The organism is Arthrobacter sp. SIMBA_036 (assembly GCF_046535135.1).
Taxonomy (GTDB): Bacteria; Actinomycetota; Actinomycetes; order Actinomycetales; family Micrococcaceae; genus Arthrobacter.
Window position 1 is genome coordinate 214226 of the sequence record NZ_JAWRXG010000001.1, and the last position, 23039, is coordinate 237264.

20 protein-coding genes and 1 pseudogene are annotated in these 23039 nt (G+C 61.3%); 12 read left to right on the forward strand and 9 right to left on the reverse strand.

Translation table 11 applies throughout. The annotated features are described in order from the left end of the window. Positions 1-21: 21 nt before the first annotated feature. Positions 22-1242, forward strand: a complete 1221-nt coding sequence (locus SB659_RS01040) for a pyridoxal phosphate-dependent aminotransferase (RefSeq protein ID WP_410549234.1) — start codon at positions 22-24, stop codon at positions 1240-1242. A gap of 50 nt (positions 1243-1292) precedes the next feature. Then, entirely contained in the window at positions 1293-2147 is an 855-nt protein-coding gene (locus tag SB659_RS01045; protein WP_410549235.1) for a polyphosphate kinase 2 family protein, read from the forward strand. On the opposite strand, the gene SB659_RS01050 is transcribed toward SB659_RS01045, so the two are convergent. Together SB659_RS01050 and xseA are read right to left on the reverse strand one after the other, a co-directional pair. After that, the gene (locus SB659_RS01050; protein WP_410549236.1) at positions 2144-2407 is read right to left on the reverse strand and encodes an exodeoxyribonuclease VII small subunit; all 264 of its coding nucleotides are present in this window, start codon (positions 2405-2407) and stop codon (positions 2144-2146) included. The genes SB659_RS01045 and SB659_RS01050 overlap by 4 nt on opposite strands. A gap of 29 nt (positions 2408-2436) precedes the next feature. Further along, positions 2437-3714, reverse strand: a complete 1278-nt coding sequence (gene xseA / locus SB659_RS01055; protein WP_410549237.1) for an exodeoxyribonuclease VII large subunit — start codon at positions 3712-3714, stop codon at positions 2437-2439. Between the two features lie 223 nt (positions 3715-3937). On the opposite strand from xseA, the gene SB659_RS01060 reads away from it, so the two are divergent. Both SB659_RS01060 and SB659_RS01065 read left to right on the forward strand, forming a co-directional pair. Beyond that, a complete protein-coding gene (locus SB659_RS01060; RefSeq protein WP_410549238.1) occupies positions 3938-4798 on the forward strand; it encodes a hypothetical protein in 861 nt (286 codons plus the stop codon). Between the two features lie 27 nt (positions 4799-4825). After that, entirely contained in the window at positions 4826-5911 is a 1086-nt protein-coding gene (locus tag SB659_RS01065) for a 4-hydroxy-3-methylbut-2-enyl diphosphate reductase (RefSeq protein WP_284978940.1), read from the forward strand. An 89-nt stretch (positions 5912-6000) separates the two neighbouring features. On the opposite strand, the gene SB659_RS01070 is transcribed toward SB659_RS01065, so the two are convergent. Next, entirely contained in the window at positions 6001-7245 is a 1245-nt protein-coding gene (locus SB659_RS01070; protein ID WP_410549239.1) for a DNA recombination protein RmuC, read from the reverse strand. A 135-nt stretch (positions 7246-7380) separates the two neighbouring features. Between SB659_RS01070 and ychF the strand changes: the two genes are divergently transcribed. Next, the gene (gene ychF / locus SB659_RS01075; protein WP_284975941.1) at positions 7381-8466 is read left to right on the forward strand and encodes a redox-regulated ATPase YchF; all 1086 of its coding nucleotides are present in this window, start codon (positions 7381-7383) and stop codon (positions 8464-8466) included. A gap of 44 nt (positions 8467-8510) precedes the next feature. Here ychF and SB659_RS01080 read toward each other — a convergent pair. Next, positions 8511-8781, reverse strand: a pseudogene (locus tag SB659_RS01080) (cupin domain-containing protein); the annotation flags it as partial. A gap of 31 nt (positions 8782-8812) precedes the next feature. Beyond that, positions 8813-10030: an MFS transporter gene (locus SB659_RS01085; RefSeq protein WP_410549240.1), complete on the reverse strand. Its 1218-nt coding sequence runs from the start codon at positions 10028-10030 to the stop codon at positions 8813-8815. A 136-nt stretch (positions 10031-10166) separates the two neighbouring features. On the opposite strand from SB659_RS01085, the gene SB659_RS01090 reads away from it, so the two are divergent. Next, complete coding sequence (locus SB659_RS01090; protein WP_410549241.1) at positions 10167-11066, forward strand: helix-turn-helix transcriptional regulator; 900 nt, start codon at positions 10167-10169, stop codon at positions 11064-11066. 22 nt (positions 11067-11088) lie between these two features. Here the strand turns inward: SB659_RS01090 and SB659_RS01095 are convergent, their stop codons facing one another. Both SB659_RS01095 and SB659_RS01100 read right to left on the reverse strand, forming a co-directional pair. Continuing rightward, on the reverse strand, positions 11089-12153 hold the full coding sequence (locus SB659_RS01095) for an LLM class flavin-dependent oxidoreductase (RefSeq protein ID WP_284978935.1): 1065 nt from the start codon (positions 12151-12153) through the stop codon (positions 11089-11091). Between the two features lie 120 nt (positions 12154-12273). Beyond that, positions 12274-13299: a DUF6454 family protein gene (locus SB659_RS01100; RefSeq protein ID WP_410549242.1), complete on the reverse strand. Its 1026-nt coding sequence runs from the start codon at positions 13297-13299 to the stop codon at positions 12274-12276. A gap of 346 nt (positions 13300-13645) precedes the next feature. Between SB659_RS01100 and SB659_RS01105 the strand changes: the two genes are divergently transcribed. From SB659_RS01105 to SB659_RS01120, 4 genes are all read left to right on the forward strand, one after another. Continuing rightward, on the forward strand, positions 13646-15283 hold the full coding sequence (locus SB659_RS01105) for an ABC transporter substrate-binding protein (RefSeq protein ID WP_284975947.1): 1638 nt from the start codon (positions 13646-13648) through the stop codon (positions 15281-15283). Positions 15284-15495: 212 nt separating this feature from the next. Then, on the forward strand, positions 15496-16425 hold the full coding sequence (locus SB659_RS01110) for an ABC transporter permease (RefSeq protein WP_284975948.1): 930 nt from the start codon (positions 15496-15498) through the stop codon (positions 16423-16425). After that, entirely contained in the window at positions 16415-17398 is a 984-nt protein-coding gene (locus SB659_RS01115; RefSeq protein ID WP_284975949.1) for an ABC transporter permease, read from the forward strand. The genes SB659_RS01110 and SB659_RS01115 overlap by 11 nt, the downstream gene beginning before the upstream one ends. 11 nt (positions 17399-17409) lie before the next feature. Next, a complete protein-coding gene (locus SB659_RS01120; protein ID WP_284978932.1) occupies positions 17410-19125 on the forward strand; it encodes a dipeptide ABC transporter ATP-binding protein in 1716 nt (571 codons plus the stop codon). A gap of 93 nt (positions 19126-19218) precedes the next feature. Here the strand turns inward: SB659_RS01120 and SB659_RS01125 are convergent, their stop codons facing one another. After that, the gene (locus tag SB659_RS01125; RefSeq protein ID WP_410549243.1) at positions 19219-20094 is read right to left on the reverse strand and encodes an SGNH/GDSL hydrolase family protein; all 876 of its coding nucleotides are present in this window, start codon (positions 20092-20094) and stop codon (positions 19219-19221) included. A gap of 247 nt (positions 20095-20341) precedes the next feature. Here SB659_RS01125 and typA point away from each other — a divergent pair, with 247 nt between their 5' ends. Further along, positions 20342-22258 (forward strand): translational GTPase TypA, encoded by a 1917-nt coding sequence (typA, locus tag SB659_RS01130; protein ID WP_284975952.1) that lies wholly within the window; start codon positions 20342-20344, stop codon positions 22256-22258. Positions 22259-22338: 80 nt separating this feature from the next. On the opposite strand, the gene SB659_RS01135 is transcribed toward typA, so the two are convergent. Then, positions 22339-22575 (reverse strand): hypothetical protein, encoded by a 237-nt coding sequence (locus SB659_RS01135; RefSeq protein ID WP_284978930.1) that lies wholly within the window; start codon positions 22573-22575, stop codon positions 22339-22341. A 134-nt stretch (positions 22576-22709) separates the two neighbouring features. On the opposite strand from SB659_RS01135, the gene fdxA reads away from it, so the two are divergent. Then, complete coding sequence (gene fdxA / locus SB659_RS01140; protein WP_144648485.1) at positions 22710-23036, forward strand: ferredoxin; 327 nt, start codon at positions 22710-22712, stop codon at positions 23034-23036. Positions 23037-23039: the final 3 nt, after the last annotated feature.

The following is a 23039-nucleotide window of genomic DNA, read 5'->3' on the forward strand; positions in this document are numbered from 1 at the left end:
CCCATGTGGCATATTTGAGGAATGGCGAATTTCAAGCAGTCCACGAAGCTTCATAATGTCCTCTACGACATCCGTGGACCGATCCTGCAGGCCGCCCAGCAGATGGAAGCCGAGGGTCACCGGATCCTCAAACTGAACATCGGCAACCCGGCGCCTTTCGGTTTCGAGGCGCCCGACGCGATCTTGGTGGACATGATCCGGCACCTGCCCAACGCCCAGGGATACAGCGATTCGCGAGGTATCTTTTCCGCTCGCACGGCGGTCTCGCAGTACTACCAGACGCGTGGCATCCAGAACATCCACGTTGACGATATCTACTTGGGAAACGGCGTCAGCGAACTGATCACCATGTCCCTCATGGCGCTTTTGGACGACGGTGATGAAGTCCTCATCCCCACGCCCGACTACCCCTTGTGGACCGCGTCAGTGGCCTTGGCCGGCGGCCGTCCTGTGCACTATTTGTGCGACGAGAACTCCGGCTGGCAGCCCGATCTTGAGGACATGGAGTCAAAGATCACGCCCCACACTAAGGGAATCGTGGTCATCAATCCCAACAACCCCACGGGTGCCGTCTACCCCGAAGAGACGCTCAAAAAAATTGTGGCCTTGGCAGAGAAACACGGGCTGGTGGTGTTTGCCGATGAGATCTACGAAAAGATCCTGTACGAAGACGCGGTCCACGTAAACCTGGCGTCACTCACCGGCGATGACGTCCTCTGCCTGACCTTCAGCGGATTGTCCAAGGCGTACCGTGTGTGCGGTTACCGGGCAGGCTGGATGGCCATTTCCGGCCCCAAGAAAAATGCTTCGGACTACCTTGAGGGCATCAATCTCTTGGCCAACATGCGCCTGTGTGCCAACGTTCCGGCACAGCATGCCATCCAGACGGCGCTCGGCGGGTACCAAAGCATCAATGACCTCATCCTGCCCGGCGGCAGGCTCTTGGAACAGCGCAACAAAGCCTACGATCTCCTCAACGCCATCCCGGGCGTCAGCACCCAGCAGGCACGGGGGGCGCTTTACCTCTTTCCGAAGCTGGACCCCGAGGTCCACCACATCAGGGACGACGAGAAGTTCGTCCTGGACCTTCTCAAGGAACAGAAGATCCTGGTGTCGCACGGCAGGGCGTTCAACTGGGTCCGCCCTGACCACTTCCGAATGGTCACTTTGCCCAACGTCAAAGACATTGAAGAAGCCATCAACCGCATGGCGGACTTCCTGTCGAGGTATCCGGGCAACTAGCCTGAGGTCCAAGGCGAGCCACGGGGGCCGCCGGGCAGAAAGGCATGCCAATGGTAGATGCACTTGAGTTCGCCAAGAGTCCCGCCAAGACCCTGAAAGTGGAGCCCGGGTTCTCGCTTGCCGGCGTCGATCCGAACTCCACGCCCGGTTACAAGGGCAAGAAGTCCGATGGCAAGCAGCTTCTGGCCGCCCAAAAGACCCGCCTCGCCGGACTTCAGGAAAGGCTCTTTGCCGAGGGCAAGTTCGGCAGCGACAAACGGCTCCTGCTCATACTCCAAGCCATGGACACAGCGGGCAAAGGCGGAATCATTGGCCACGTGGTGGGTTCGATGGATCCACAAGGCGTGCAGTTGGCGGCCTTCAAAGCCCCGACGGATGAAGAGAAGTCCCATGACTTCCTCTGGCGGATCGAAAAGCGGTCCCCTGAGGCCGGAATGGTGGGCGTTTTCGACCGTTCCCATTACGAGGACGTACTGATCCACAGGGTCCATGGGTGGGCTGACGCCGCCGAACTGGAACGGCGGTACGCCGCCATTAACGACTTCGAGGCCCGGCTGGTCGAGGATGGCACTACCATCATCAAAGTCATGCTCAACATTAGCCAGGACGAGCAAAAGAAACGCCTTATCGCCAGGCTTGACGATCCCAGTAAACACTGGAAATACAGTCAGACTGACCTGGCCGAGCGGGCGTTCTGGGGCTCCTATATGGATGCTTACAGCGTTGCTTTCGAGAAGACCTCCACCGGGATGGCGCCGTGGCATGTGGTTCCGGCCAACAAGAAATGGTATGCGCGCATCGCCGTGCAGCAGCTATTGTTGGAGGCTCTCGAAGGCATGTCCCTGACGTGGCCGTCCGCAGAGTTCGACGTGGCGGCCGAACGCACGCTCGTCATGAACTCCTAGGGCTGCGGCTTCGTCCGGTCTGCGTTGGGGTCCGTCTGGGCGTCCCGTGCGCTGGCCAGGCGCTTGCGGGCACCCTCAAGCCAGTCCTCGCAACGCTTGGCCAGTGATTCGCCCCGTTCCCAGAGGGCGAGTGACTCCTCCAAGCTCGCGCCGCCGGCTTCGAGACGGCCCACGACGGCGACCAGTTGTTCGCGGGCTTCCTCGTAGCTGAGGGCATCCAATGAGTCGTGGGCCGGCGCTGCCGGAGTCTTCTCAGTCATGGTGATCCTTACGTCAGGTGTTTCGAAATTCATGGTTCGGCGATTTCGCCATGACCGGACGACACCGCCCGGAAACGGCCTTCGGCCACGCGTATGGCCAATTCCGTGCCTTTTGGGGCTTGCCTCGGGCTGCTCACCACCGTATGCCCTGCGTGGTCTGCCCCGACCACTTGGACCACCGCGTAGCCCCGGTCCAAGGTCTTTTGGGGGGACAATGCCCGTACTTGGGCGCGCAGGTGATGCACTTGGTCCAAAGACCGAACAAGCGCAGTGGACACTGCTGAATGTGCCCGCTGTTGGAGACGTGCAACGTCATCCGCGCGGGTGGCCACCATCGAATCCGGCGACGCCAGGACAGGCCGGGACCTCAACGAGTGGAGCCGGTCCGTCTCCCGATCCACCATGCGGCCCACACTGCGCCGCAAGTGCTCGCGCGCTTGGCGCACCACCGCCAATTCCTCGCTCACGTCGGGCACGATGCGCTTGGCGGCGTCCGTGGGCGTGGAGGCACGGAGATCGGCCACGTCGTCCAGGATAGGGCGGTCCGCTTCGTGGCCGATTGCGCTCACCACAGGAGTGGAAGCAGCGGCTACGGCCCGGACGAGGTCTTCATTACTGAACGGCAGGAGATCCTCCAGAGCCCCTCCACCACGGGCCAGTACGATGACGTCAATGTGTGGGTCGGCGTCCAGCGATGTGAGGGCGGCGATGATCTGCGCTACGGCCGTGTTGCCCTGCACCGCAACCTCCCGGACATCGAATTCGACGGCGGGCCAGCGGAGTGCCGCGTTACGCAGCACATCCTTTTTGGCATCGGAATCACGGCCCGTAATCAGCCCGATTCGGTGGGGAAGGAGCGGGAGCTTCCGTTTTCGGGAATCCGCGAACAGTCCCTCTGCTGCCAAGGCCTGCCGCAGGCGTTCGATCCGGGCAAGGAGGTCGCCGAGGCCGACGGGCCTGATGTCTTTGACGGACATGTTGAGGCGACCAGTCTTTACCCAGAAGTCCGCCTTCACCAGCGCGACCACCCGCGAACCCCGTTCCAGGGGCACCGGCTGGCGGTCCAGGACAGTGGACCAAACAGAAGCAGGCAAAGAGATTTCGGCGTCGACGTCGCGCAGCGTGAGGAACGCATTGCCGCCCCGGCGGTTCAGTTCGATGACCTGGCCTTCGATCCAAGCGGCCGGTGCCCTTTCAATATGGGCTTTCAGCTTGCGTGAGAGCAACTGAAGGGGCCACGGGTTGTCCGGGCTGGTTTCTGCCGCGGTCCCAGGCAGCGTGGATTCCGGGGAGGCGTCAGCGGACATGTCTGCTCCGAACCTGAGCCAGGGGCCGCAACGGTGATTCCATGGTGATAGTCCTTGCTAGGGGTACGGCGCTTGATCCAGGGCGTTTGTGTGAGTGCGCTTGTCTTGGGGTGCTTGGGTGCCGGTCAGTCTTCCAACTCTATCCAGCTATAGCGTGTGGCTGAGACATTTTTCCTATCCTGTGGACAGTCCTAGGATGGTTCCTTGACCCCCGACTCAAAGGATGGCTTTGCGAACTTTTGTCTCAGCGTTGGGAGTGGTGGTCGCCTTGCTGCTCACCGCCGTCGCAGTTCCTGCGGCTTGGGTGGACGAGAACATCGTCAAAGAGGACGGTTTTGTCCGTCTGGCGGGTTCACTAGGTAGCGATTCCGATTTCCAGAGCCGCCTGGCCACGGCCGCCGTCGGCAGTTTTGAGTCCTCGGTTAATCTTCCCGAACCGGTCCGATCCCTCGCCGCGGGAGTCCTCAAAAGTGCCACCGCGGGAATGCAATCATGGAGCGACTACCCCCAGGCGTGGCAGGACACTGTGAGGAACAGCCATCGCCTCAACTTCGGCGCCGCCGCCCAACCGGGGAGTGGTTCGTCCAGTACGGCCCTTGTCCTCGACGTCGGACCCTTGGTCAGACTGGTGCGCGACCACGTCGCCGGCACTACTGGATTCAAACTGGACGTCCCATCGGAAAATCTGGTCACTCTAGGCCAACCCTCGCAGAGGCAACTCGTTGAGCGGGTCTCGGCCTTCGCGCCACTGTGGTGGGTGGCCGCACTTGGCGCCGTGGTATCTGCCTTGTTGGCGTTGGTGTCTGCCCGTCGGCGCGCCCTGGTATTGCTGTTCTTGGGGCTTGGAGGACTCGCATTGGCCGCGCTCTGGATGGCCGGATCCCAGCTTGCCGGTGGAGTGGTAGGCAATCTGTCGAGTTCGAACAGTGTGGCGGAGCTTTTCAAACAGGAGTTCCTCTCAGCAGCAACAAAGGGCTTTGGTGAATGGGTGTGGGACGCTGCGTTCGCCTCGGGCATCCTGCTCGTCGTAGGCCTCGTAGGTCTGATCGTCTCAAGGCGACGATGGTCACGTTCCGCCCGTTAGCGAGGGTCGGGCCGCTACCATTGAAGGATGACCAGCACAGCCGTTTCCATTCCCATGCCCACGGTGCCCCGCCGGCGGCGTTCCCCGGAAGAGATTCAGGCGGCGGCTCCCGTTACAGGACCCAAGAAGGTTCTCCTGGCAGCCCCCCGGGGTTACTGCGCCGGCGTTGACCGGGCCGTCATCGCCGTCGAAAAGGCTTTGGAACACTACGGCCCTCCGGTGTACGTCCGCAAGCAGATCGTTCACAACGTGCACGTCGTGTCCTCGTTGGAAGAACAGGGCGCCATCTTCGTTGACGAAACGGACGAGGTGCCCGAGGGCGCCTTGGTGATCTTCTCCGCGCATGGTGTTTCTCCTGCCGTGGTGCAATCAGCGGAAGATCGAGGGCTGCGCACCATCGATGCCACGTGCCCGCTGGTCACCAAGGTTCACCGCGAAGCTGTTCGCTTCGCCAAGGAGGACTACGACATCCTTTTGATCGGCCATGACGGCCACGAGGAAGTCGAAGGAACCGCCGGCGAAGCCCCGGAGCATATCCAAATCATTAACGGGCCCCATGAGGTAGACAAGGTCACGGTCCGCGATCCTGAAAAGACCATCTGGCTATCGCAGACTACCCTCAGCGTGGATGAAACCATGGAGACCGTACGCCTGCTGAAGGACCGGTTCCCCACTCTGCAGGATCCGCCCAGCGACGACATTTGCTACGCGACCACCAACCGCCAAGTGGCCATCAAGAAGATCGCCCCGCAGGCCGATCTCGTCATCGTGGTCGGTTCGGCAAACTCCTCCAACTCGGTCCGGTTGGTGGAAGTAGCACTTGAATACGGTGCGCGAACCTCCTACCGGGTGGATTTTGCCAACGAGGTTGACGAGGCGTGGTTTGAGGGCGTGGCCACTGTCGGCGTGACATCAGGGGCCTCCGTTCCCGAGGTGCTTGTCCAGGACGTTCTGCGGCTCTTGGCCGACTACGGCTATGGCGAGGTCCAGGAAGTGGTCACAGCTGAGGAAGACCTGCTCTTCTCTTTGCCCAAGGAGCTGAGGGCAACCCTAAAGAAGGCTGGCGATGTGTCCAGGGCACTCGGCGGCCGCGGGAGCCGTCCCACGTCCTAGAGCCACCGTGCCGACGTCCTAAGAACCACCCGCAGCGCAGCCACCCGCAGCGTGCCCCCGTTTCCGGGGACGCACTGCGGGCGAGTTCGTTAAGCGGCTGATTCCTCGGTGTCCACCGTGAGCAGTTCAGGGGCGGCCAAACCGCGGGGGACGGCCTCCACGGACATTGGCGTGGCCAAACCGGAGTCATCCATGCTATTGAGCTTCCGGGCCGTGGGAAGAACCCGGGCCTCCAAGGTCCCTACCAGGGCGTTGTAACGGTCGACGGACGTCTTGAGGGAACTTCCGAGTTTCCCCACGTTCTCCCCGAGGGTGCCCATGCGCTCATACAGCTGCTTGGCAAGCTCGAAGAGTTGGTGGGCGCTGTCCGTCAGGACATCCTGGCGCCATGTGAAGGCCACGGATTTGAGGACTGCCAGTAGCGTTCCAGGCGATGTGAGCACCACGTTTTTGGACAAGGCGTACTCAAGCAACCCGGGATCGGCTTCGAGGGCCGCAGCCAAAATAGACTCCGCCGGGAGGAAGCAGATCACCAGCTCTGGTGAGCTCCCGGGAATGTCCCAGTACTTCTTGGCTGCCAGGGCATCGATGTGTGCCTTGAGGGCCTTGGCATGCTTAGCGAGGAGCACCTTGGGGTCACGCAATCCGGAGTTAAGCTGCCCGGCCGTCGCCACTGATTCGCCTGCGGAGCCGCCGTCGTTGATTTGCTCTTGGGCCTCCAAATAGGCCGAAAGCGGAACCTTGGCATCCACTACCAGTTGCTTGCCGCCCGGCAGTTGAACCACGAGGTCCGGCCGCAGGGTGTTCTCCGTGCTGCCGGAGTGGACCTGCTCATGGAAGTCGACGTGCCGGAGCATTCCGGAGGCTTCCACCACTCGGCGCAGCTGGACCTCGCCCCACTGTCCGCGTGCACTGTTGGACCGGAGGGCCGAAGCCAAGGCATGCGTGGATCGCAGCAGTTGTTCGTCGGACAACCGGGCATCTTGGAGCTGCTGGGCGAGCTGACCATATTGCTCTACCCTGTCCCGTTCCAGGAGTGCGACTTGTTGTTGAACGGCCGTCAGCTTTTCAGCAACGGGAGCCAAGGCCTGGAGCACGTTGCTGTCGGTGTTCCTGGCAGCGCTGAGTTCACGGTTCTGGGTAAACAACAGGCGCCGTTCGGCGTCGGCCGCAGCCAGTTGTGCCGTCACCTCCGAGAGCCGCGACGATACGGCGTCGAAGTCTTCCTCCAACCCCACGCCCCGACGCCGGAAGAGCACGTAACCGGCACCGAGACCGACGACGGCGCCGATCAGCAACATCAACAGGGCCAAGACCAATCCAAATCCATCCATGGAGCAACCCTGTCACAGGGGTACGACAGTTTTAGCAAAGCAGGCGCGCCGTGGCACTGCGCCGGGCACCGCGGCTGGGGCGTGCTTTGGGAGCGGTAGGCGCCGAGAACACCCCAACGGGTAGAATCTATGCTCGTGGCTCTTACTATTGGCATCGTCGGACTGCCCAACGTCGGCAAATCAACTCTTTTCAACGCACTGACCCGTAACCAGGTGCTTGCTGCGAACTATCCGTTCGCAACGATCGAACCGAATGTCGGCGTCGTGAACCTGCCGGATCCCCGTTTGGCTAAGCTCGCGGAGATCTTCGGTTCGCAGCGTCTTTTGCCGGCGCCGGTCTCCTTCGTGGACATTGCCGGGATCGTTAAGGGCGCATCGGAGGGTGAGGGCTTGGGCAACAAGTTCCTCGCAAACATCCGCGAAGCCGAGGCTATCGCGCAGGTGGTGCGCGTGTTCGACGACCCGGATGTTATCCACGTGGACGGCAAGGTAGATCCGCGCTCGGACATGGAGACCATCAACACCGAGCTCATCCTGGCCGATCTCCAGACCATCGAAAACGCGATCCCGCGCATCGAAAAAGAAGTCAAGATCAAGAAGCGCGACGCAGCGGAACTGGCCGCCATCAAGGCCGCACAAGCTGTACTCGAGCGCGGTGACACCATTTTCTCGTCCATCAAGAGCGACAAGTTGGAGATGGCACACCTCAAGGAGTTGGGCCTCCTCACCGCAAAGCCCTTCATTTACGTCTTCAATGCGGATGAAGGAATTCTCGGAGATCCGGCAAAGCAGGACGAACTCCGGGCCCTGGTGGCCCCTGCGGACGCCATCTTCCTTGATGCCAAGCTGGAATCGGACCTCGTTGAACTGGACGAGGACGAAGCTCGCGAGATGCTGGAAATGAACGGTCAGACCGAATCCGGCCTCGACCAGCTGGCACGCGTCGGTTTCCACACGCTGGGCCTGCAGACCTACCTGACGGCTGGCCCCAAGGAAACCCGTGCGTGGACTATTCGCCAAGGCGACACCGCACCCCAAGCCGCTGGCGTGATCCACTCCGACTTCCAACGCGGGTTCATCAAGGCCGAAGTTGTTTCCTTCGACGACCTCATCGACGCGGGTTCCATGTCTGAAGCCAAATCCCGGGGCAAGGTTCGGATCGAAGGCAAAGAGTATGTGATGGCCGACGGCGACGTGGTGGAGTTCAGGTTTAACGTCTAGCGTTTACCTCCTGAAGCTTCTGCGACCCCCGCTGAAGTTGTCATCTACCTGCCGTTGTACTCGTCGGCGGTGACGTGCTCTCCCCGGTCGTCGGGCGGAGGGGTCTTCGCCGGTTTGGAGGGCGATGTGTTCCATGAAGCAACCGGGGGCGGCCGCGTGCCAGTGCTCCTGGGTGGACCTCGATGACAGTGCCATCCCGGCCTCCGAAGCGGGCCACACCTGGGTGACTGGAAGGTACTGGCCATGTCTGTGGGAGTGCCAGGCGGTGCGGGCTCCGGGAGCGAAGCGCACAGTGGCAACTACCATCGTCTGGTCGGTCCTGCTCGTGGCGTACTGCGATCGGGCATCATTGACCTTTTTTCGGTGACGAGTTGGGGAGGAACGCCGTGCGGCGTCCGTAGATGGTCAGTAGGAGTGCGGCCAGACCGCCGACGATCATCACGATCGTGAGTACCAAGGCGCTGAAGTTCGTCAGCAACGCGGCTCCGAGAACGCCGGCGGTGAAGATGGCGAGGTTGAACGCAACTGGCAAGAAGGAGTTTGCGACGTCGGAGTCCGCGCCTCCAGTGACAATTAGCGCAGCTTGCAGCTGGGCAGGAGCCCCGCCGAATGTGATGCCCCACAGGATGGTGGCCGCGATGATCGCGGGGCCCGACGTATTGCCGAAGAGCAGCACCACTGCCGCGGCGATGAACGCGATGACGCTTCCGTGCAAAAGGGGGCGGGGGTGGCGGTCCAGGACCGCACCGGTAATGATGATTCCGGCGATCGAGGCCACACCGAAGATGAAGAGTTCGACGTCGGCCGTGAGACTGGTGCCTGTGGTCCTCAGGTACGGTGCGATGTAGGTGTAGATGGTGTTGTGGGCCAGCATCCACGTGAAAATGACCGCTAGGATCACTGCGATACCCGGAATGCGAAAGACCCGGACCAGGGGGAGCGGTGAGGTCCCGGATTGCCCTGGTGCGTCGGGCGCGATCACAGCAATTAACGCAGCAGCGATGAGGGCAACCCCTGTGAGGCCGGCGAATGCCCAGCGCCAGCCAAGACTCGTTCCGATCCAGGAGCCAAGGGGTGTGCCGAGTGCGAATCCGACGGGCGCCCCGACGGAGACGACCGCCAAGGAGAGCCCGGCTCGGGAGGGAGGGCTGATCTTCCGGCCGTAGGCGGCCAGCATTCCCCAGATGATTCCGGAGAACGCCCCAGCCAGGAAACGCGATGCCAGGGAGAGGGCTACGTCGCTTGAAAGGGCAGTGGTGGTATTAGCCAGGATGAGGCCGCCGATAGCGCCGAGGAGCAATGGCTTCCGGCGCATGCCCCGGGTCAGCGTAATTGCGGGGATGGTGACGATCACGGTGCCTAGGGCATAGGCGCTGACGAACAGTCCGACGGTGCCTTCGCGTATGTCCATTCCGGCGGCAATGACCGGCAGCAGCCCCGCCGGCATGGTCTCCATCGCGACCAGTACAAAGCCTATGACGGCAAGAGCGGCCAAGCTGGCTAAGGGCAGCCGTTTCGGCTCGTCGGCTAACTTCAGGGACGGTGCCGGGGCGGTGGTGGTCATTCTTCTCCTTGTTCGCGACTCAGGGTGTCGGGATCCTTATCCAGTCAACACGCGGCGTCTCAGGGGTGGGAGTCTCCATCAAACGGTGTACCAGCAGGGGACCCCAGCGGAGTTTGGAGGGACGTATTCTCGTGGCATGGACAATAAAGCCGAGGTACGCGAGTTCTTGATGTCGCGCCGGGCAAAGATCACCCCCGAGCGGGCCGGGCTTCCTGCCGGCCCGAACAGGCGCGTTGCCGGGCTTCGCCGCACTGAGGTTGCCGCGCTCGCGGACGTCAGCGTCGAGTACTACGCAAAGCTCGAACGTGGTGCCCTCGGAGGAGCCTCCTCATCCGTGCTCGACGCCATTGCGCGCGCACTTTTCCTCGATGACACGGAGCGGACCCACCTCTTTGACCTTGCCCGCGCGGCCGACGGCATTCCGCTGTCCGGGCGCCCCCGCCGCCGATCAACGAGTAATGTCGCCAGTCGACCCAGCTTGCGCTGGGTGCTCAACACAATTACCGACGGCGTTGCCTTCGTTCGGGACCAGCATCAGGATCTCCTTGCCACGAACGAGCTCGGACGTGCTTTCTACGCACCCCTGATCGGTTCCGGGGGTCGCACTCCGAATCTGGCCCGGTTCCAATTCCTTGACCCTGCGTCCAAGGACTTCTATCCGGATTGGGAGCTCTTCGCCGGGATGTGCGTGGCGATCATGCGGACCGAAGCCGGACGGGACCCCAACGACAAAGACCTCCAGAACCTCGTTGGTGAGTTGTCAACGCAGAGCGACGTATTCCGGCGGCTGTGGGGCGCGCATGACGTCCGGACCCACGGGGCGGGCACAAAGCGGTTCAACCATCCCGTGGTGGGCGAGCTCACCCTTGCTTACGAAGAACTCGTTATGACGGCCGATCCGGGGTGCGTGCTCATGATCTACACTGCGGAGCCAGGCTCGCCCAGCGCTGAGCGATTGCGGTTGCTGGCCAGTTGGGCAGCTAGTGGAGCCGTAGCAGAGCCGCCCCATCAGGAAACCTCCAAGACAGTCAGCTGATGTGTCGGTCCCCTCGGCCGGGCTACGCGTTGGCTCGCGCCGGCGCGGTTGCTCCGGGGGCCCACCCGAGGGCTGGTCCTAGTTTGGTGGCGATGTCAGAAAGTATTTGTATGTAGTCTTCGTGGTCGAAGCTAAAGGGCAGCGCGAACGCCACCTCGTCCACCTCTTGGAAGCCCGCGTGCGCATACAGCTGCTCCGCGATCTCATCACTCGTACCAATAAGGTCCGGCGCGAACAGCATGCCTTTGGGCCCTTGGGGAGCCAGGGTCCGGGGAGTCCGCTCGTCAACGTATCGGTGGTACTTCTTCCGTTGTTGCGCCGTGGCTGAATCGGTGGGTATGACCACCAAGCCCTGCGAGACGCGGGCTGGTCCCTGTGCTTGGGCCGATGCCGCCGCGGCTTCGCGGAAGGCGCGGATCTGGTCTTGCTGGATGCTGGCGAACACCGGCTCCTGATCCCGCTCGGCGAAGACCACACTGCTGGAGAGTAGGTTGAATCCGTGGGCACCGGCCCACGTTGCTGATTGCCTGCTGGCCGCCCCGTACCAGAGGCGTTCGCGAAGCCCCTTCGAGTGCGGTTCCACCCGGTTCGAGAACTCCTCAACCACTCCCTGCTTGCCGGAAAACTCCCGTACCGGTTCGCCCGCAACCAAGCGTGCCAAGCGTTCCAATCGTGTGTAGCTGAAGTCTTCCAGCTCCGCCGAATCCGGGTATAACTCGTGTTTCACAGTGCCATAGTGCATGGGTTCGCCCACGCTCAGGCCTGGATTGATTCGGCCGCCCGCGAGAAGGTCCACAGTGGCTAAATCTTCGGCCAAACGCAGCGGGTTTTCCCATCCCATGGGGGTTACCGCGGTTCCAAGTTCGATGCGCGAGGTGCGCTGGCTGGCCGCCGCCATGATGGCAATCGGGGAAGAGATGCCAAACTGCAGGTGGCGGTGGCGCAGCCAGGCGCTGTCGAAACCGAGCCGCTCACCCAACTCGATGATCTGCAATGTCGATTCGTGGCCCGCGCCTGGATCCGCGGGATCGAACAAACCAATGGTGAGGAATCCCAGTTTGCGTAGCGGTTGCGAGGAGTGGGGCATGGCTTCCCTTAGACGATGGACCGGCGACTGATCATCATCATAAGGCGGCGGCCGCCGTCGTGAATCCGTCAAGCGGCGCTCAGCGGCGGCGCCCGGTGCTCCACGACGGCGGCTCCGTGTTCACTGGGCGGGGGCGACCGTTGCTTCGTAGGTGAGGATCTCGGTGCCGTTGCCTTCGTCGCCGTTGTCCGGAGCGACCTTCATGGTGAGGTGGTTTCCGTCCGCGGTCATTTTGAAGGGATTGCGGGTGGCTACGTGCCCCGCAGTGGACCATTGCTGGAACGGAACGTCACGAACCACGTTGTGCGACTTGAGGTCGATCATGGCGATGCCACCCAATTCATATGTCGCGCTGGTTCCGCCCGCTGCAGGCGTCTGCGGGAGGTTGGTGATCCCGGCGCACAACATCTTGGACTGGGGTACGTACTGGCAGTCCTGGTAGTCGATGAAGTAGTTGGGGTTGTCCCAAGTAGCGAGCTGCTTGCCCTGCAGGTCCCACTCAGCGAAACGGCGCGAACCCCAGGTGTTGCCGACAAGGTGGCCCGTCTCTTTGTCCATGACGATGCCGCCGAAGTGGTCCTTCACCTCGAACTGCTTGTGCACGTCCATGGTCTTAGCATCGATCCGGTAGATGATGGCGCTGCTGTTGGGCCGGTACTGTGCCACCGGGACCCATACATTGGTGCCGTCGAAGTCGATACCACCTGGGTGGTACATGTCGCCCTCACCCAGGACAATGTCCTTTTGCAAATTTCCCGCCTTGTCCATCACGAACAAATGACCGATGCCCTTGCCGGGAGTGCGGTCAAAGCCGCCTTGCGGAGTGGCGAATTTGACCGTCGGCTCAATGATCTGGACGGACGACAGGAAGATGTGGTCCTGGCTGAAGGCGATTCCCTCGGTGTGAAACGTGGGGAAGTTCAACTTCAGCTTTGATGTCTGTTGCCACGAGGTATTGCGGTCGACGCCGCCGAAGGCAGTTGCCAGAGCGGTGTCCGTTTGGCCGCGTCCTTCGGACTGGTCTTTCCTGCCGTTCTGGTCGTTTCCATTTGACGCCTGCGCAGCCGCAGTGCCAACGACGGCGGATGCGGCCAGAATGATCGCGGCGACGGACGTGATGATGGTACTGGTTTTTTTCGTGCTCATGCGGAGGCTCCCAAGATGGTCTGGCAAGAGCCTTCGACGCTACTGACCAGTAATTAATCTCCGGGTGCGGCAGGGCAAACTGTGGGTGAACACCGCAGGAGGTGCCCTGTCCTGCTGTCAGACAGCGAATGCTACCACCGAGTAACGTTTGACTTGAAATCCCCGACAATTTAGGCATCCGGAGGTTGCGGAACGGTTACGGTTTGCCCGGCATGTTCCAACATTCGGACACAATGTGGGTAGGCTTACACTCACATGTAGGCAACGTCACAGTAGCTAGCTGTGTCCGCGCCTGGGGGAGATCATGAATTTTCCCTCCTCAACTCCACGACTCATAGGAGGCGGAATGCGTTTCTCGCGCACTTCCAAAGCTCTAGGCGTAGCGGCGATCCTCGCCCTCGCAATGTCCGGTTGCAGTGGCGGCTCCGGTAACAGCTCCAGTTCATCAACGGGCAACAGCAATAAGGTCATCATCGCCGACGGCTCCGAGCCGCAGCGACCGATCATGCCCGCCGACATCAACGAAGTGGGCGGCGGCAAGATCGGCACCCTGATCTTCGCCGGCCTGGTCAGCTACGACGCAAACGGCAAGTCCGTCAACGAGTTGGCCGACTCCATCCAGGCGCCTGACGCCCAGCACTTCACCATCAAGATCAAGAAGGACCAGAAATTTACCAACGGCGAAGCCATCACGGCCAAGACGTTCGTTGATTCCTGGAACTTCGGTGCCGCTGCGAAGAACGCACAGTTGAGTGCGACCTTCTTCGAGAGCATCAAGGGCTACGACGAGGCGAGTGCTACGGGCTCCACCGTGACAACGATGTCCGGCTTGAAGGTTGTTGACGACACCACCTTCACCGTTGAGCTCAAGCAGCCCGAATCAGACTGGCCGCTCCGCCTGGGCTACACAGCCTTCATGCCTGTTCCGTCCGCTGCCTTGGCTGACCCGAAGACCTACGGCGAAAAGCCGGTAGGTAACGGTCCGTACAAGATGGCCGAGAACGGCTGGCAGCACAACGTTCAGATCTCGCTTGTTCCGAACCCGGACTACAACGGTCCGCGCAAGGCCAAGAACGGTGGCATCACGTTCAAGATCTACCAGAACGACGACGCCGCGTACCAGGACCTGCTCAGCAACAACCTGGATGTCCTTCAGACGATTCCCACCAGCGCTGTCGCGAACTTCAAGTCTGACCTGGGCGACCGTTCAATCGAAAAGCCCTACGCTGGTAACCAGACCATCGCGATCCCGGAGTACCTGCCGGCCTGGAGCGGTGAAGCCGGTAAGCTTCGCCGTCAGGCCATCTCGATGGCGATCAACCGCGACGAAATCACCAAAGTCATCTTCAGCGGTGGCCGCCAGCCCGCCAAGGACTTCACGTCCCCCGTGCTGGATGGCTACAGCGACAACGTTCCGGGCTCTGACAACCTGAAGTTCGATGCGGCCAAGGCAAAGGAACTCTGGGCCAAGGCAGACGCCATCCAGAAATGGGACCCGAACACCACCTTCACCATCGCGTACAACGCGGACAAGGGTGGCCACAAGGCTTGGGTCGATGCTGTTACGAACCAGCTGAAGAACAACCTCGGCATCAAGGCGGAAGGCCTTTCCTTCCCGACCTTCAAGGAAGCACGCGACCTGGCTACCTCCGGCAAGCTGACGGGCGCAATCCGTGCCGGCTGGCAGGCTGACTACCCGTCGCTGTACAACTTCCTCGGCCCGATCTACAAGACCGGCGCAGGATCCAACGATGCCCGCTATGACAACCCGGCCTTCAACAAGGCAATCTCCGACGGTCTCTCCGCATCCTCCGTGGCTGACGGTAACAAGGCCATGAACAAGGCGCAGGAGATCCTGCTGCAGGACCTCCCCGCCATCCCGCTGTGGTACCAGGTTGCCCAGGGCGGCTGGAGCACCAACGTCAGCAATGTCGACTATGGCTGGGACGGCGTCCCGCTGTACTACGACATCACCGGTAAGTAAGTAGGGAACGACGGCGGGGGTGCTCACGTGAGTACCACCGCCGTCGTGCCAAGCCCCACATCAATAACGCCCAACTCCGGTTGGGCGTCCTTGTGCAGGCGGCACTTGCCGCGGCAGGTCCCGCCCGCACATCAGACGAAAAAAGGTTCTTCGATGAACAACTCCGCTGCACTCTTGGATCGGGTGCCTGCAGACAGGGGTGTGACGCGCTAATGGCGACGTACATCCTCAAAAGATTCCTCCAGTTGCTGCCGGTATTCATAGGCGCAACATTCCTGGTGTATTTCCTGGTTTTCAGCCTTCCCGGTGACCCTATCGCTGCCCTGTTTGGCGATAAACCGGTCAATGCCGCTGTTGCCGCCAAGCTGCGCTCGCAGTACCACTTGGACCAGCCCTTCATTGTCCAGTACCTGCTCTACCTCAAGAGCATCTTCACTTTTGACTTGGGTCAGGACTTTTCCGGCCGATCGATTGCGGCCGTCCTCGGTGAAGTCTTCCCCGTCACTGCCCGGTTGGCCGTCATGGCGCTCATTTTCGAGGGTGTCTTCGGCATTGCCTTTGGTCTGGTCGCTGGACTGCGTAAAGGCAAGTTCTTTGACGGAACAGTTCTCATCGCGTCCCTGATCGTGATCGGCATCCCGATCTTCGTTCTGGGCTTCCTCCTGCAGTTCTTCATCGGCGTGCAGCTTGGCTGGGCGAAACCGACAGTGAGTTCCGCCGCTTCAGTCCAGGACCTGATCCTGCCCGCGATTGTGCTTGGACTGGCATCGTTCGCTTACGTTCTGCGCCTGACCAGGACGAGCGTTATCGAAAACATGAACGCCGACTACGTCAGGACGGCCACGGCCAAGGGATTGTCCCGGTTCCGAGTGGTTAATGTGCACATCCTGCGCAACTCGTTGATTCCAGTGATCACCTTCCTCGGTGCGGACCTCGGCACGCTCATGGGCGGGGCAATCGTCACGGAGGGCATCTTCAATGTTCCCGGCGTCGGCAACCGCCTGTACCGCGCGGTGCTGTCCGGAGAAGGTCCCACCGTGGTCTCGATCGTCACCGTTCTGGTGCTGATCTACTGTGTTTCCAACCTTATTGTTGACCTTCTCTACGCTTGGCTTGACCCGAGGATCCGCTATGACTCCTGAAAATAACCTGACCGGTCAGGACACTGGCCGCCGGCACATCGAGCACTTTGTCGCCGACCTCGACGAGACCCCGCTGCAGGCCACCGACAAGGTCAAGGAAGAGAACGCCCCCTCGAGCTTGTGGGGTGAAGCGTGGAAAAACCTCCGCAAACAGCCACTGTTCATCATTTCCGTGATCATGATCCTCGTGGTGGTTGTCGTTTCGCTGTTTCCCGGGCTTTTTTCCCCGATCGATCCTTCCTCTGAGGCCTGCCAACTGGCGAACTCGAATGGGGGATCGATAGCGGGCCATCCCCTGGGGTTCAACAAGCAAGGTTGCGATGTCTATGCTCGCGTTATTTTCGGCACCCGCTCCTCCGTCACGGTGGGCCTCTTCACCACAGTCGGCGTGGTGGTCTTCGGTGGCATCGTAGGGTCTTTGGCCGGTTATTACGGCGGCTGGCTTGACGCCTTGCTGGCCCGGCTCACGGATATCTTCTTTGCCCTGCCCCTGATCCTGGGTGCGATCGTCATGATGCAGCTTCCCGTCTTCCGTGCCAACCGCACCGTGTGGACGTTGGTACTGATCTTGGTCATCTTCGGGTGGCCTCAAATTGCCCGCATTACCAGAGGCGCGGTGATCGAAGTCCGGAATGCTGACTTCGTGGTCGCAGCCCGTTCCCTGGGTGTGTCCCGTTTCCGTTCGTTGCTGCGGCACGTGCTTCCAAACTCGTTGGCTCCGATCATCGTCGTTGCCACTATTTCCTTGGGCACGTTCATTGTTGCTGAATCGACGCTTTCATTCCTGGGCATTGGTTTACCTGCGAGTGTCATGTCCTGGGGTAACGACATCCAAGCCGCCCAAGCGTCACTTCGGTCCAACCCGTTGCCGTTGCTGTATCCGGCTATCGCCCTATCCCTCACGGTCTTGAGCTTCATCATGCTTGGCGATGCTCTTCGTGATGCTCTTGATCCGAAGGCGCGCAAGCGATGAAAGGCGAAGCCATGAATGCATCAGTCCACATCAGGGAAGAATCGTCCGACGCCGAGCGTCCGTTGTTGGAGATCAAGAACCTCGCCATCAACTTCGTCACGAGCAACGGTGAAGTCAACGCGGTACGCAACGCGCACCTGACCGTGATGCCAGGGGAAACCGTGGCCATCGTGGGGGAGTCCGGTTCAGGGAAGTCCACGTCGGCGCTTGCCGCCATCGGGTTGCTTCCGGGCAACGGTCGCGTCGCCGCAGGCGAAATACTGTTCGACGGCGAAGACATCGCCCATGCTTCCGAGAAGCGCATGATTGAGCTCCGCGGAAGCCATATCGGCATGGTTCCCCAAGACCCGATGTCAAACCTGAACCCGGTCTGGAAGATCGGCTTCCAAGTGCGGGAGACGTTGAAGGCCAACGGTCTTCCCTCCGGACCCGAGGACGTCGCCAAAGTCCTTTCCGAGGCAGGGCTTCCGGACGCCGCGCGCAGGGCAAAGCAGTATCCGCATGAGTTCTCGGGCGGCATGCGGCAACGTGCGCTGATCGCGATCGGCCTGTCGTGCCAGCCGCGGCTGCTCATCGCCGACGAGCCGACATCCGCGCTGGATGTCACAGTGCAGCGCCAGATCCTTGATCACTTGGACAAGATGACCACTGAACTCGGCACAGCTGTGCTGCTCATCACCCACGACCTTGGGTTGGCCGCTGAGCGGGCAGACAAGGTGGTTGTGATGTACCGCGGCCAAGTGGTGGAAGCGGGGCCTTCCCTTGAGTTGCTGCAAAACCCGAGGCACCCTTACACCAAGCGCTTGGTTGCTTCAGCTCCGTCGTTGGCGTCACGGCGTATCCAGGTAGCCAAGGAACAAGGCATCGAGTCGGAAGATCTTCTGGCTCCGACGGAACCGGTTGTTGTCAAGGAGGCCCTTCCTGAGGATGTCCTGGTTGTCGAAAATCTGACCAAAGTCTTCAAGCTGCGCGGGGGAATCGGTAAAACCACGGACTTCACTGCCGTCGACTCTGTGTCGTTCGCGGTCAAGCGTGGAACCACTACCGCGATCGTTGGCGAGTCAGGCTCCGGAAAGTCCACAGTGGCCCAGATGGTGCTCAACCTGTTGGAACCGACCTCCGGAAAGATCACTTTTGATGGGGTGGACACGTCCACGCTGAACAGCAAGGACCTGTTCAAATTCCGGCGCCGTGTACAGCCGATCTTCCAGGATCCATACGGTTCGTTGGACCCGATGTACAACATCTTCCGGACCATCGAAGAGCCGCTGCGAACCCACAAGATCGGCAACAAGGCGAGCCGGGAAAAGAAGGTCCGGGAGCTTTTGGACCAAGTGGCACTGCCCCAATCGACCATGCGCCGCTACCCCAACGAGCTCTCCGGTGGCCAGCGCCAGCGTATTGCCATCGCCCGCGCCCTCGCGTTGGACCCCGAAGTGATCATTTGTGATGAAGCGGTCTCGGCACTGGATGTCTTGGTCCAAGCGCAGGTGCTCAACCTGTTGGCCGACCTCCAGGACAACCTCGGCTTGACGTACCTCTTCATCACCCATGACCTGGCGGTGGTTCGGCAAATCGCCGACCACGTCTGTGTGATGCAGAAGGGCAAGCTCGTGGAAACGGGCAGCACTGACGACGTGTTCGATAACCCCCGTGAGGCATACACGCAGGCACTGCTGGACGCCATCCCGGGTGGTTCCCTGCTCTTGCCGCCTGAGGTGGCCTGACCGACGTCGTACGTCGCCAGCGCCGTGGCATGAGAGCAGCACCGCGACATGAGAGCCGGTGGTTCCCCACAAGGGGAGCTGCCGGCTCTCTTGCTATTTCGGCGTTTTGCCGGTTCCGCCCGGGCGGGCGGCCAGTCCTAAAGCCAGGAGTTGCTTGGCCAGGGCACTTCCGAGTTTCGCGTGGCCTGACGGTTTTACATGGACACCATCAATGAGGTCTCCCACAGCGTTGTAGCGGGTCAACCAGTCACCGGTGCTGACGAACGGAATTCCGTGGTTGGCGGCAATCCGGCCGATCAAGGCGTCCACCTCCGTGCGGCGTCCGCCTCCATTCCCGGCGCCGCGGGCCAACGTGCCAATCATCGCCAGCGCGGCGTCTGGGTAGCGCTGCTTGAGGGCTGCGAGCAGCCGCTCGGCGTTCGCAGTAATCTGGCCGTCCGTGGCGTGCTGCGTGGCATCATTCCCACCGCCCTCGACGACGACGAGGGGTGGTTCACCGTAGGGGAGGACCCAGTCGCCGCGTTGCAGCGCATCGATGTAGTTGGCGGTCTTCCCGTTGCCGGCGACGTACCCTGTGCCGCCCATGCCTGCGACGTAGAGCTTGTACCCCAAGGCTGCTATGCCTCGCTGGGGCCAGGAGTCCTTGGGCATTGCTTGGGAATCGCCAATCAGGACGGCTGTATGGTCGACGTCGGCCAGGACCACTTCGCTGCGCTTGCTGACGTGATTTTTGAACAAACCACCCACAGGCACGTTGAGGGGCACGAGCTCGGAGGCGACCCTTTGGGCGCTGCCGGCGGAGGCGGCTTGCCCGGAGGGCGAGGCAGGGGAGGAGTTGGGTTGGGACTGGGGGCTGGGTCCGCAGCCGGCCAAGAGAACGCCGACGGCGATCAATGGAGCAAGCATGCGGCGCCGGGCCGAAGCTGGGGGCATCGAGGGGTCTCCGTGGGGCACTGGTACTGCTGCCATAATGGTCCACCGTTGCCCGAAAATCCAGCATCAAGACGTGAGGTTTCGGCCACACAGCCGCATGTGAGCGGCGCCACATCCAGAGGGTGGATAGCTTGCTTTTTAGGCTCAGAAATGCAACTGCGTTTAGACTTGTGCTAGGTGCCCTGTGTCCCGGGGTCTTTTCGCTGTGTGTTCCGATCAAGTCGATCAGGTATGCGCGCGGATACAAACAGCTGATTTCACCACTGAATCGAGTCATTACCGCATGTCTGAAACCATCACCAACACTGCGTCGCGTAGCGATCTGCGCAACGTCGCGATCGTCGCACACGTTGACCACGGCAAGACCACCTTGGTCGACGCCATGCTCAAGCAGACCAACTCCTTCGCTTCCCACGGTGAGGTTGAGGACCGCGTCATGGACTCCGGTGACCTGGAACGCGAAAAGGGCATCACGATCCTCGCGAAGAACACCACGGTTGCCTACAACGGCCCGTCGTCCAACGGCGAGACCATCACCATCAACGTCATCGACACCCCTGGCCACGCTGACTTCGGTGGCGAGGTGGAGCGCGGCTTGTCCATGGTTGACGGTGTCGTTCTGCTCGTGGATGCATCCGAGGGCCCGCTGCCGCAGACCCGCTTCGTTCTCCGTAAGGCGCTGGCAGCCCACCTTCCCGTGATCCTCCTGGTCAACAAGACCGACCGTCCCGATGCCCGCATCGATGAAGTTGTCCACGAATCCATGGACCTCCTCCTCGGTTTGGCTTCTGACCTTGCCGACGAGGTCCCGGACCTTGACCTGGACAAGATCCTTGAAGTTCCGGTCGTCTACGCTGCTGCCAAGGTTGGCCGCGCATCCCTGGACCAGCCTGCTGATGGGCTGGCTCCGGAAAACGAGGACCTTGAGCCGCTGTTCAAGACCATCATCGAGCACATCCCGGCTCCTACGTACAACCCGGACGGCGTGCTGCAGGCACACGTGACCAACCTGGACGCTTCCCCGTTCCTTGGCCGCCTCGCCCTGCTCCGCATCTACAACGGCACCCTCCGTAAGGGCCAGACTGTGGCCTGGGCACGCGCCAACGGTGAACTCAAGAACGTCAAGATCACTGAACTGCTGGCCACCAAGGCCCTGACCCGTGTTCCTGCCGAGTCCGCAGGCCCCGGTGAGATCGTCGCCGTCGCCGGTATTGAAGACATCACCATTGGTGAAACCCTCACGGACGCCGAGAACCCGCAGCCGCTTCCGCTGATCACCGTGGATGACCCCGCGATCTCCATGACCATCGGTATCAACACCTCCCCGTTGGCCGGCAAGGTCAAGGGCGCCAAGGTCACCGCCCGCCAGGTGAAGGACCGCCTGGACAAGGAACTGATCGGTAACGTCTCCATCAAGGTACTTCCCACCGAGCGTCCTGACGCTTGGGAAGTCCAGGGCCGTGGCGAGCTCGCCCTGGCAATCCTCGTGGAGCAGATGCGCCGCGAAGGCTTCGAGCTGACTGTTGGCAAGCCGCAGGTTGTCACCAAGACCATCGACGGCAAGATCCACGAGCCGATGGAACACATGACCATCGACGTTCCGGAAGAGTACCTCGGTGCCGTCACGCAGCTCATGGCAGCCCGCAAGGGCCGGATGACCAACATGGCCAACCACGGTACCGGCTGGTGCCGCATGGAATTCATCGTTCCTGCCCGTGGTCTGATCGGTTTCCGCACCAAGTTCCTCACCGACACCCGTGGCGCCGGTATCGCTGCTTCCATCTCCGAGGGCTACGAGCCGTGGGCCGGCCCCATCGAATACCGCACCAACGGTTCGATGATCGCCGACCGTGCCGGTGTTGTGACGCCGTTCGCCATGATCAACCTCCAGGAGCGCGGTTCCTTCTTCGTGAAGCCCACCTCCGAGGTTTATGAGGGCATGATCGTCGGCGAGAACTCCCGCGCTGATGACATGGACGTGAACATCACCAAGGAAAAGAAGCTCACCAACATGCGTGCCGCTTCTTCCGACACCTTCGAGAACCTGACGCCGCCGCGCGACCTCACCCTCGAAGAGTCCCTCGAATTCGCCCGCGAAGACGAGTGTGTCGAGGTGACCCCGGATTCCATCCGCATCCGCAAGCTCATCCTTGACTCCAACGAGCGTGCCAAGGCCAACCGCGCCCGCGCCAAGTCCTAAGTGAACGAAGGAGCCGCCAGAACGCTCCGGGGCATTGCCTCGGCCGTTCCGGCGGCTCTTTTCGTTGGTGCTGCTCGTCTTTAGCGGGACTCGCGGCGCTGCGGTGGGGGCGGAACTTCCTTAGCCGCAACCACCAGCGCCAGGGGGATTTCGACGTCGGACGTCCGCGTTCGTACGGTGCAGCTGCTATCGCTGGTCTCCACCAGGTAGCCCAACGCGTCGGTGAGGCCGCCCTCGATTTTGTACCTGACCACCAGCCGAATGCCTGGCTGGGCACTGAGGAGGAACTGTCGGGGCTGCGCATGCGGGGGAGTCACCGTTTCATACTAAGACGCGGGCTAGGTTGGCGTGAGCGCACTGTTGGATAATAGGCTCAGAAGTTGAGTGCCCGGCATGCTGCCGGCAGTATCACCCGGCCATGGCCGGGACTAACCGTTGAGAGGTCTGGGACGTGACGTACGTAATCGCGCAGCCGTGTGTGGATGTCAAGGACAAGGCATGTATCGAAGAATGCCCTGTGGACTGCATTTACGAAGGTGAGCGTTCCCTCTACATCCACCCCGATGAATGCGTCGACTGTGGTGCCTGCGAACCTGTTTGCCCCGTGGAGGCCATCTACTACGAGGATGACACCCCGGAAGAATGGGCTGACTACTACAAGGCCAATGTCGAATTCTTCGACGATCTTGGCTCGCCGGGTGGCGCCGCCAAGATCGGCAACACCGGCAAGGACCACCCGTTCATTGCTGCGCTGCCCTTGCAGAACCAAGACCACTGAGGG

What these genes read in the sequence shown, in the direction of transcription:
- SB659_RS01040 (WP_410549234.1), top strand. Translation starts at nt 22, where the DNA reads ATGGCGAATTTCAAGCAGTCCACGAAGCTTCATAATGTCCTCTACGAC.
- SB659_RS01045 (WP_410549235.1), top strand. Translation starts at nt 1,293, where the DNA reads ATGGTAGATGCACTTGAGTTCGCCAAGAGTCCCGCCAAGACCCTGAAA.
- SB659_RS01050 (WP_410549236.1), bottom strand. Translation starts at nt 2,407, where the DNA reads ATGACTGAGAAGACTCCGGCAGCGCCGGCCCACGACTCATTGGATGCC.
- xseA (WP_410549237.1), bottom strand. Translation starts at nt 3,714, where the DNA reads ATGTCCGCTGACGCCTCCCCGGAATCCACGCTGCCTGGGACCGCGGCA.
- SB659_RS01060 (WP_410549238.1), top strand. Translation starts at nt 3,938, where the DNA reads ATGGCTTTGCGAACTTTTGTCTCAGCGTTGGGAGTGGTGGTCGCCTTG.
- SB659_RS01065 (WP_284978940.1), top strand. Translation starts at nt 4,826, where the DNA reads ATGACCAGCACAGCCGTTTCCATTCCCATGCCCACGGTGCCCCGCCGG.
- SB659_RS01070 (WP_410549239.1), bottom strand. Translation starts at nt 7,245, where the DNA reads ATGGATGGATTTGGATTGGTCTTGGCCCTGTTGATGTTGCTGATCGGC.
- SB659_RS01085 (WP_410549240.1), bottom strand. Translation starts at nt 10,030, where the DNA reads ATGACCACCACCGCCCCGGCACCGTCCCTGAAGTTAGCCGACGAGCCG.
- SB659_RS01090 (WP_410549241.1), top strand. Translation starts at nt 10,167, where the DNA reads ATGGACAATAAAGCCGAGGTACGCGAGTTCTTGATGTCGCGCCGGGCA.
- SB659_RS01095 (WP_284978935.1), bottom strand. Translation starts at nt 12,153, where the DNA reads ATGCCCCACTCCTCGCAACCGCTACGCAAACTGGGATTCCTCACCATT.
- SB659_RS01100 (WP_410549242.1), bottom strand. Translation starts at nt 13,299, where the DNA reads ATGAGCACGAAAAAAACCAGTACCATCATCACGTCCGTCGCCGCGATC.
- SB659_RS01105 (WP_284975947.1), top strand. Translation starts at nt 13,646, where the DNA reads ATGCGTTTCTCGCGCACTTCCAAAGCTCTAGGCGTAGCGGCGATCCTC.
- SB659_RS01110 (WP_284975948.1), top strand. Translation starts at nt 15,496, where the DNA reads ATGGCGACGTACATCCTCAAAAGATTCCTCCAGTTGCTGCCGGTATTC.
- SB659_RS01115 (WP_284975949.1), top strand. Translation starts at nt 16,415, where the DNA reads ATGACTCCTGAAAATAACCTGACCGGTCAGGACACTGGCCGCCGGCAC.
- SB659_RS01120 (WP_284978932.1), top strand. Translation starts at nt 17,410, where the DNA reads ATGAATGCATCAGTCCACATCAGGGAAGAATCGTCCGACGCCGAGCGT.
- SB659_RS01125 (WP_410549243.1), bottom strand. Translation starts at nt 20,094, where the DNA reads ATGGCAGCAGTACCAGTGCCCCACGGAGACCCCTCGATGCCCCCAGCT.
- typA (WP_284975952.1), top strand. Translation starts at nt 20,342, where the DNA reads ATGTCTGAAACCATCACCAACACTGCGTCGCGTAGCGATCTGCGCAAC.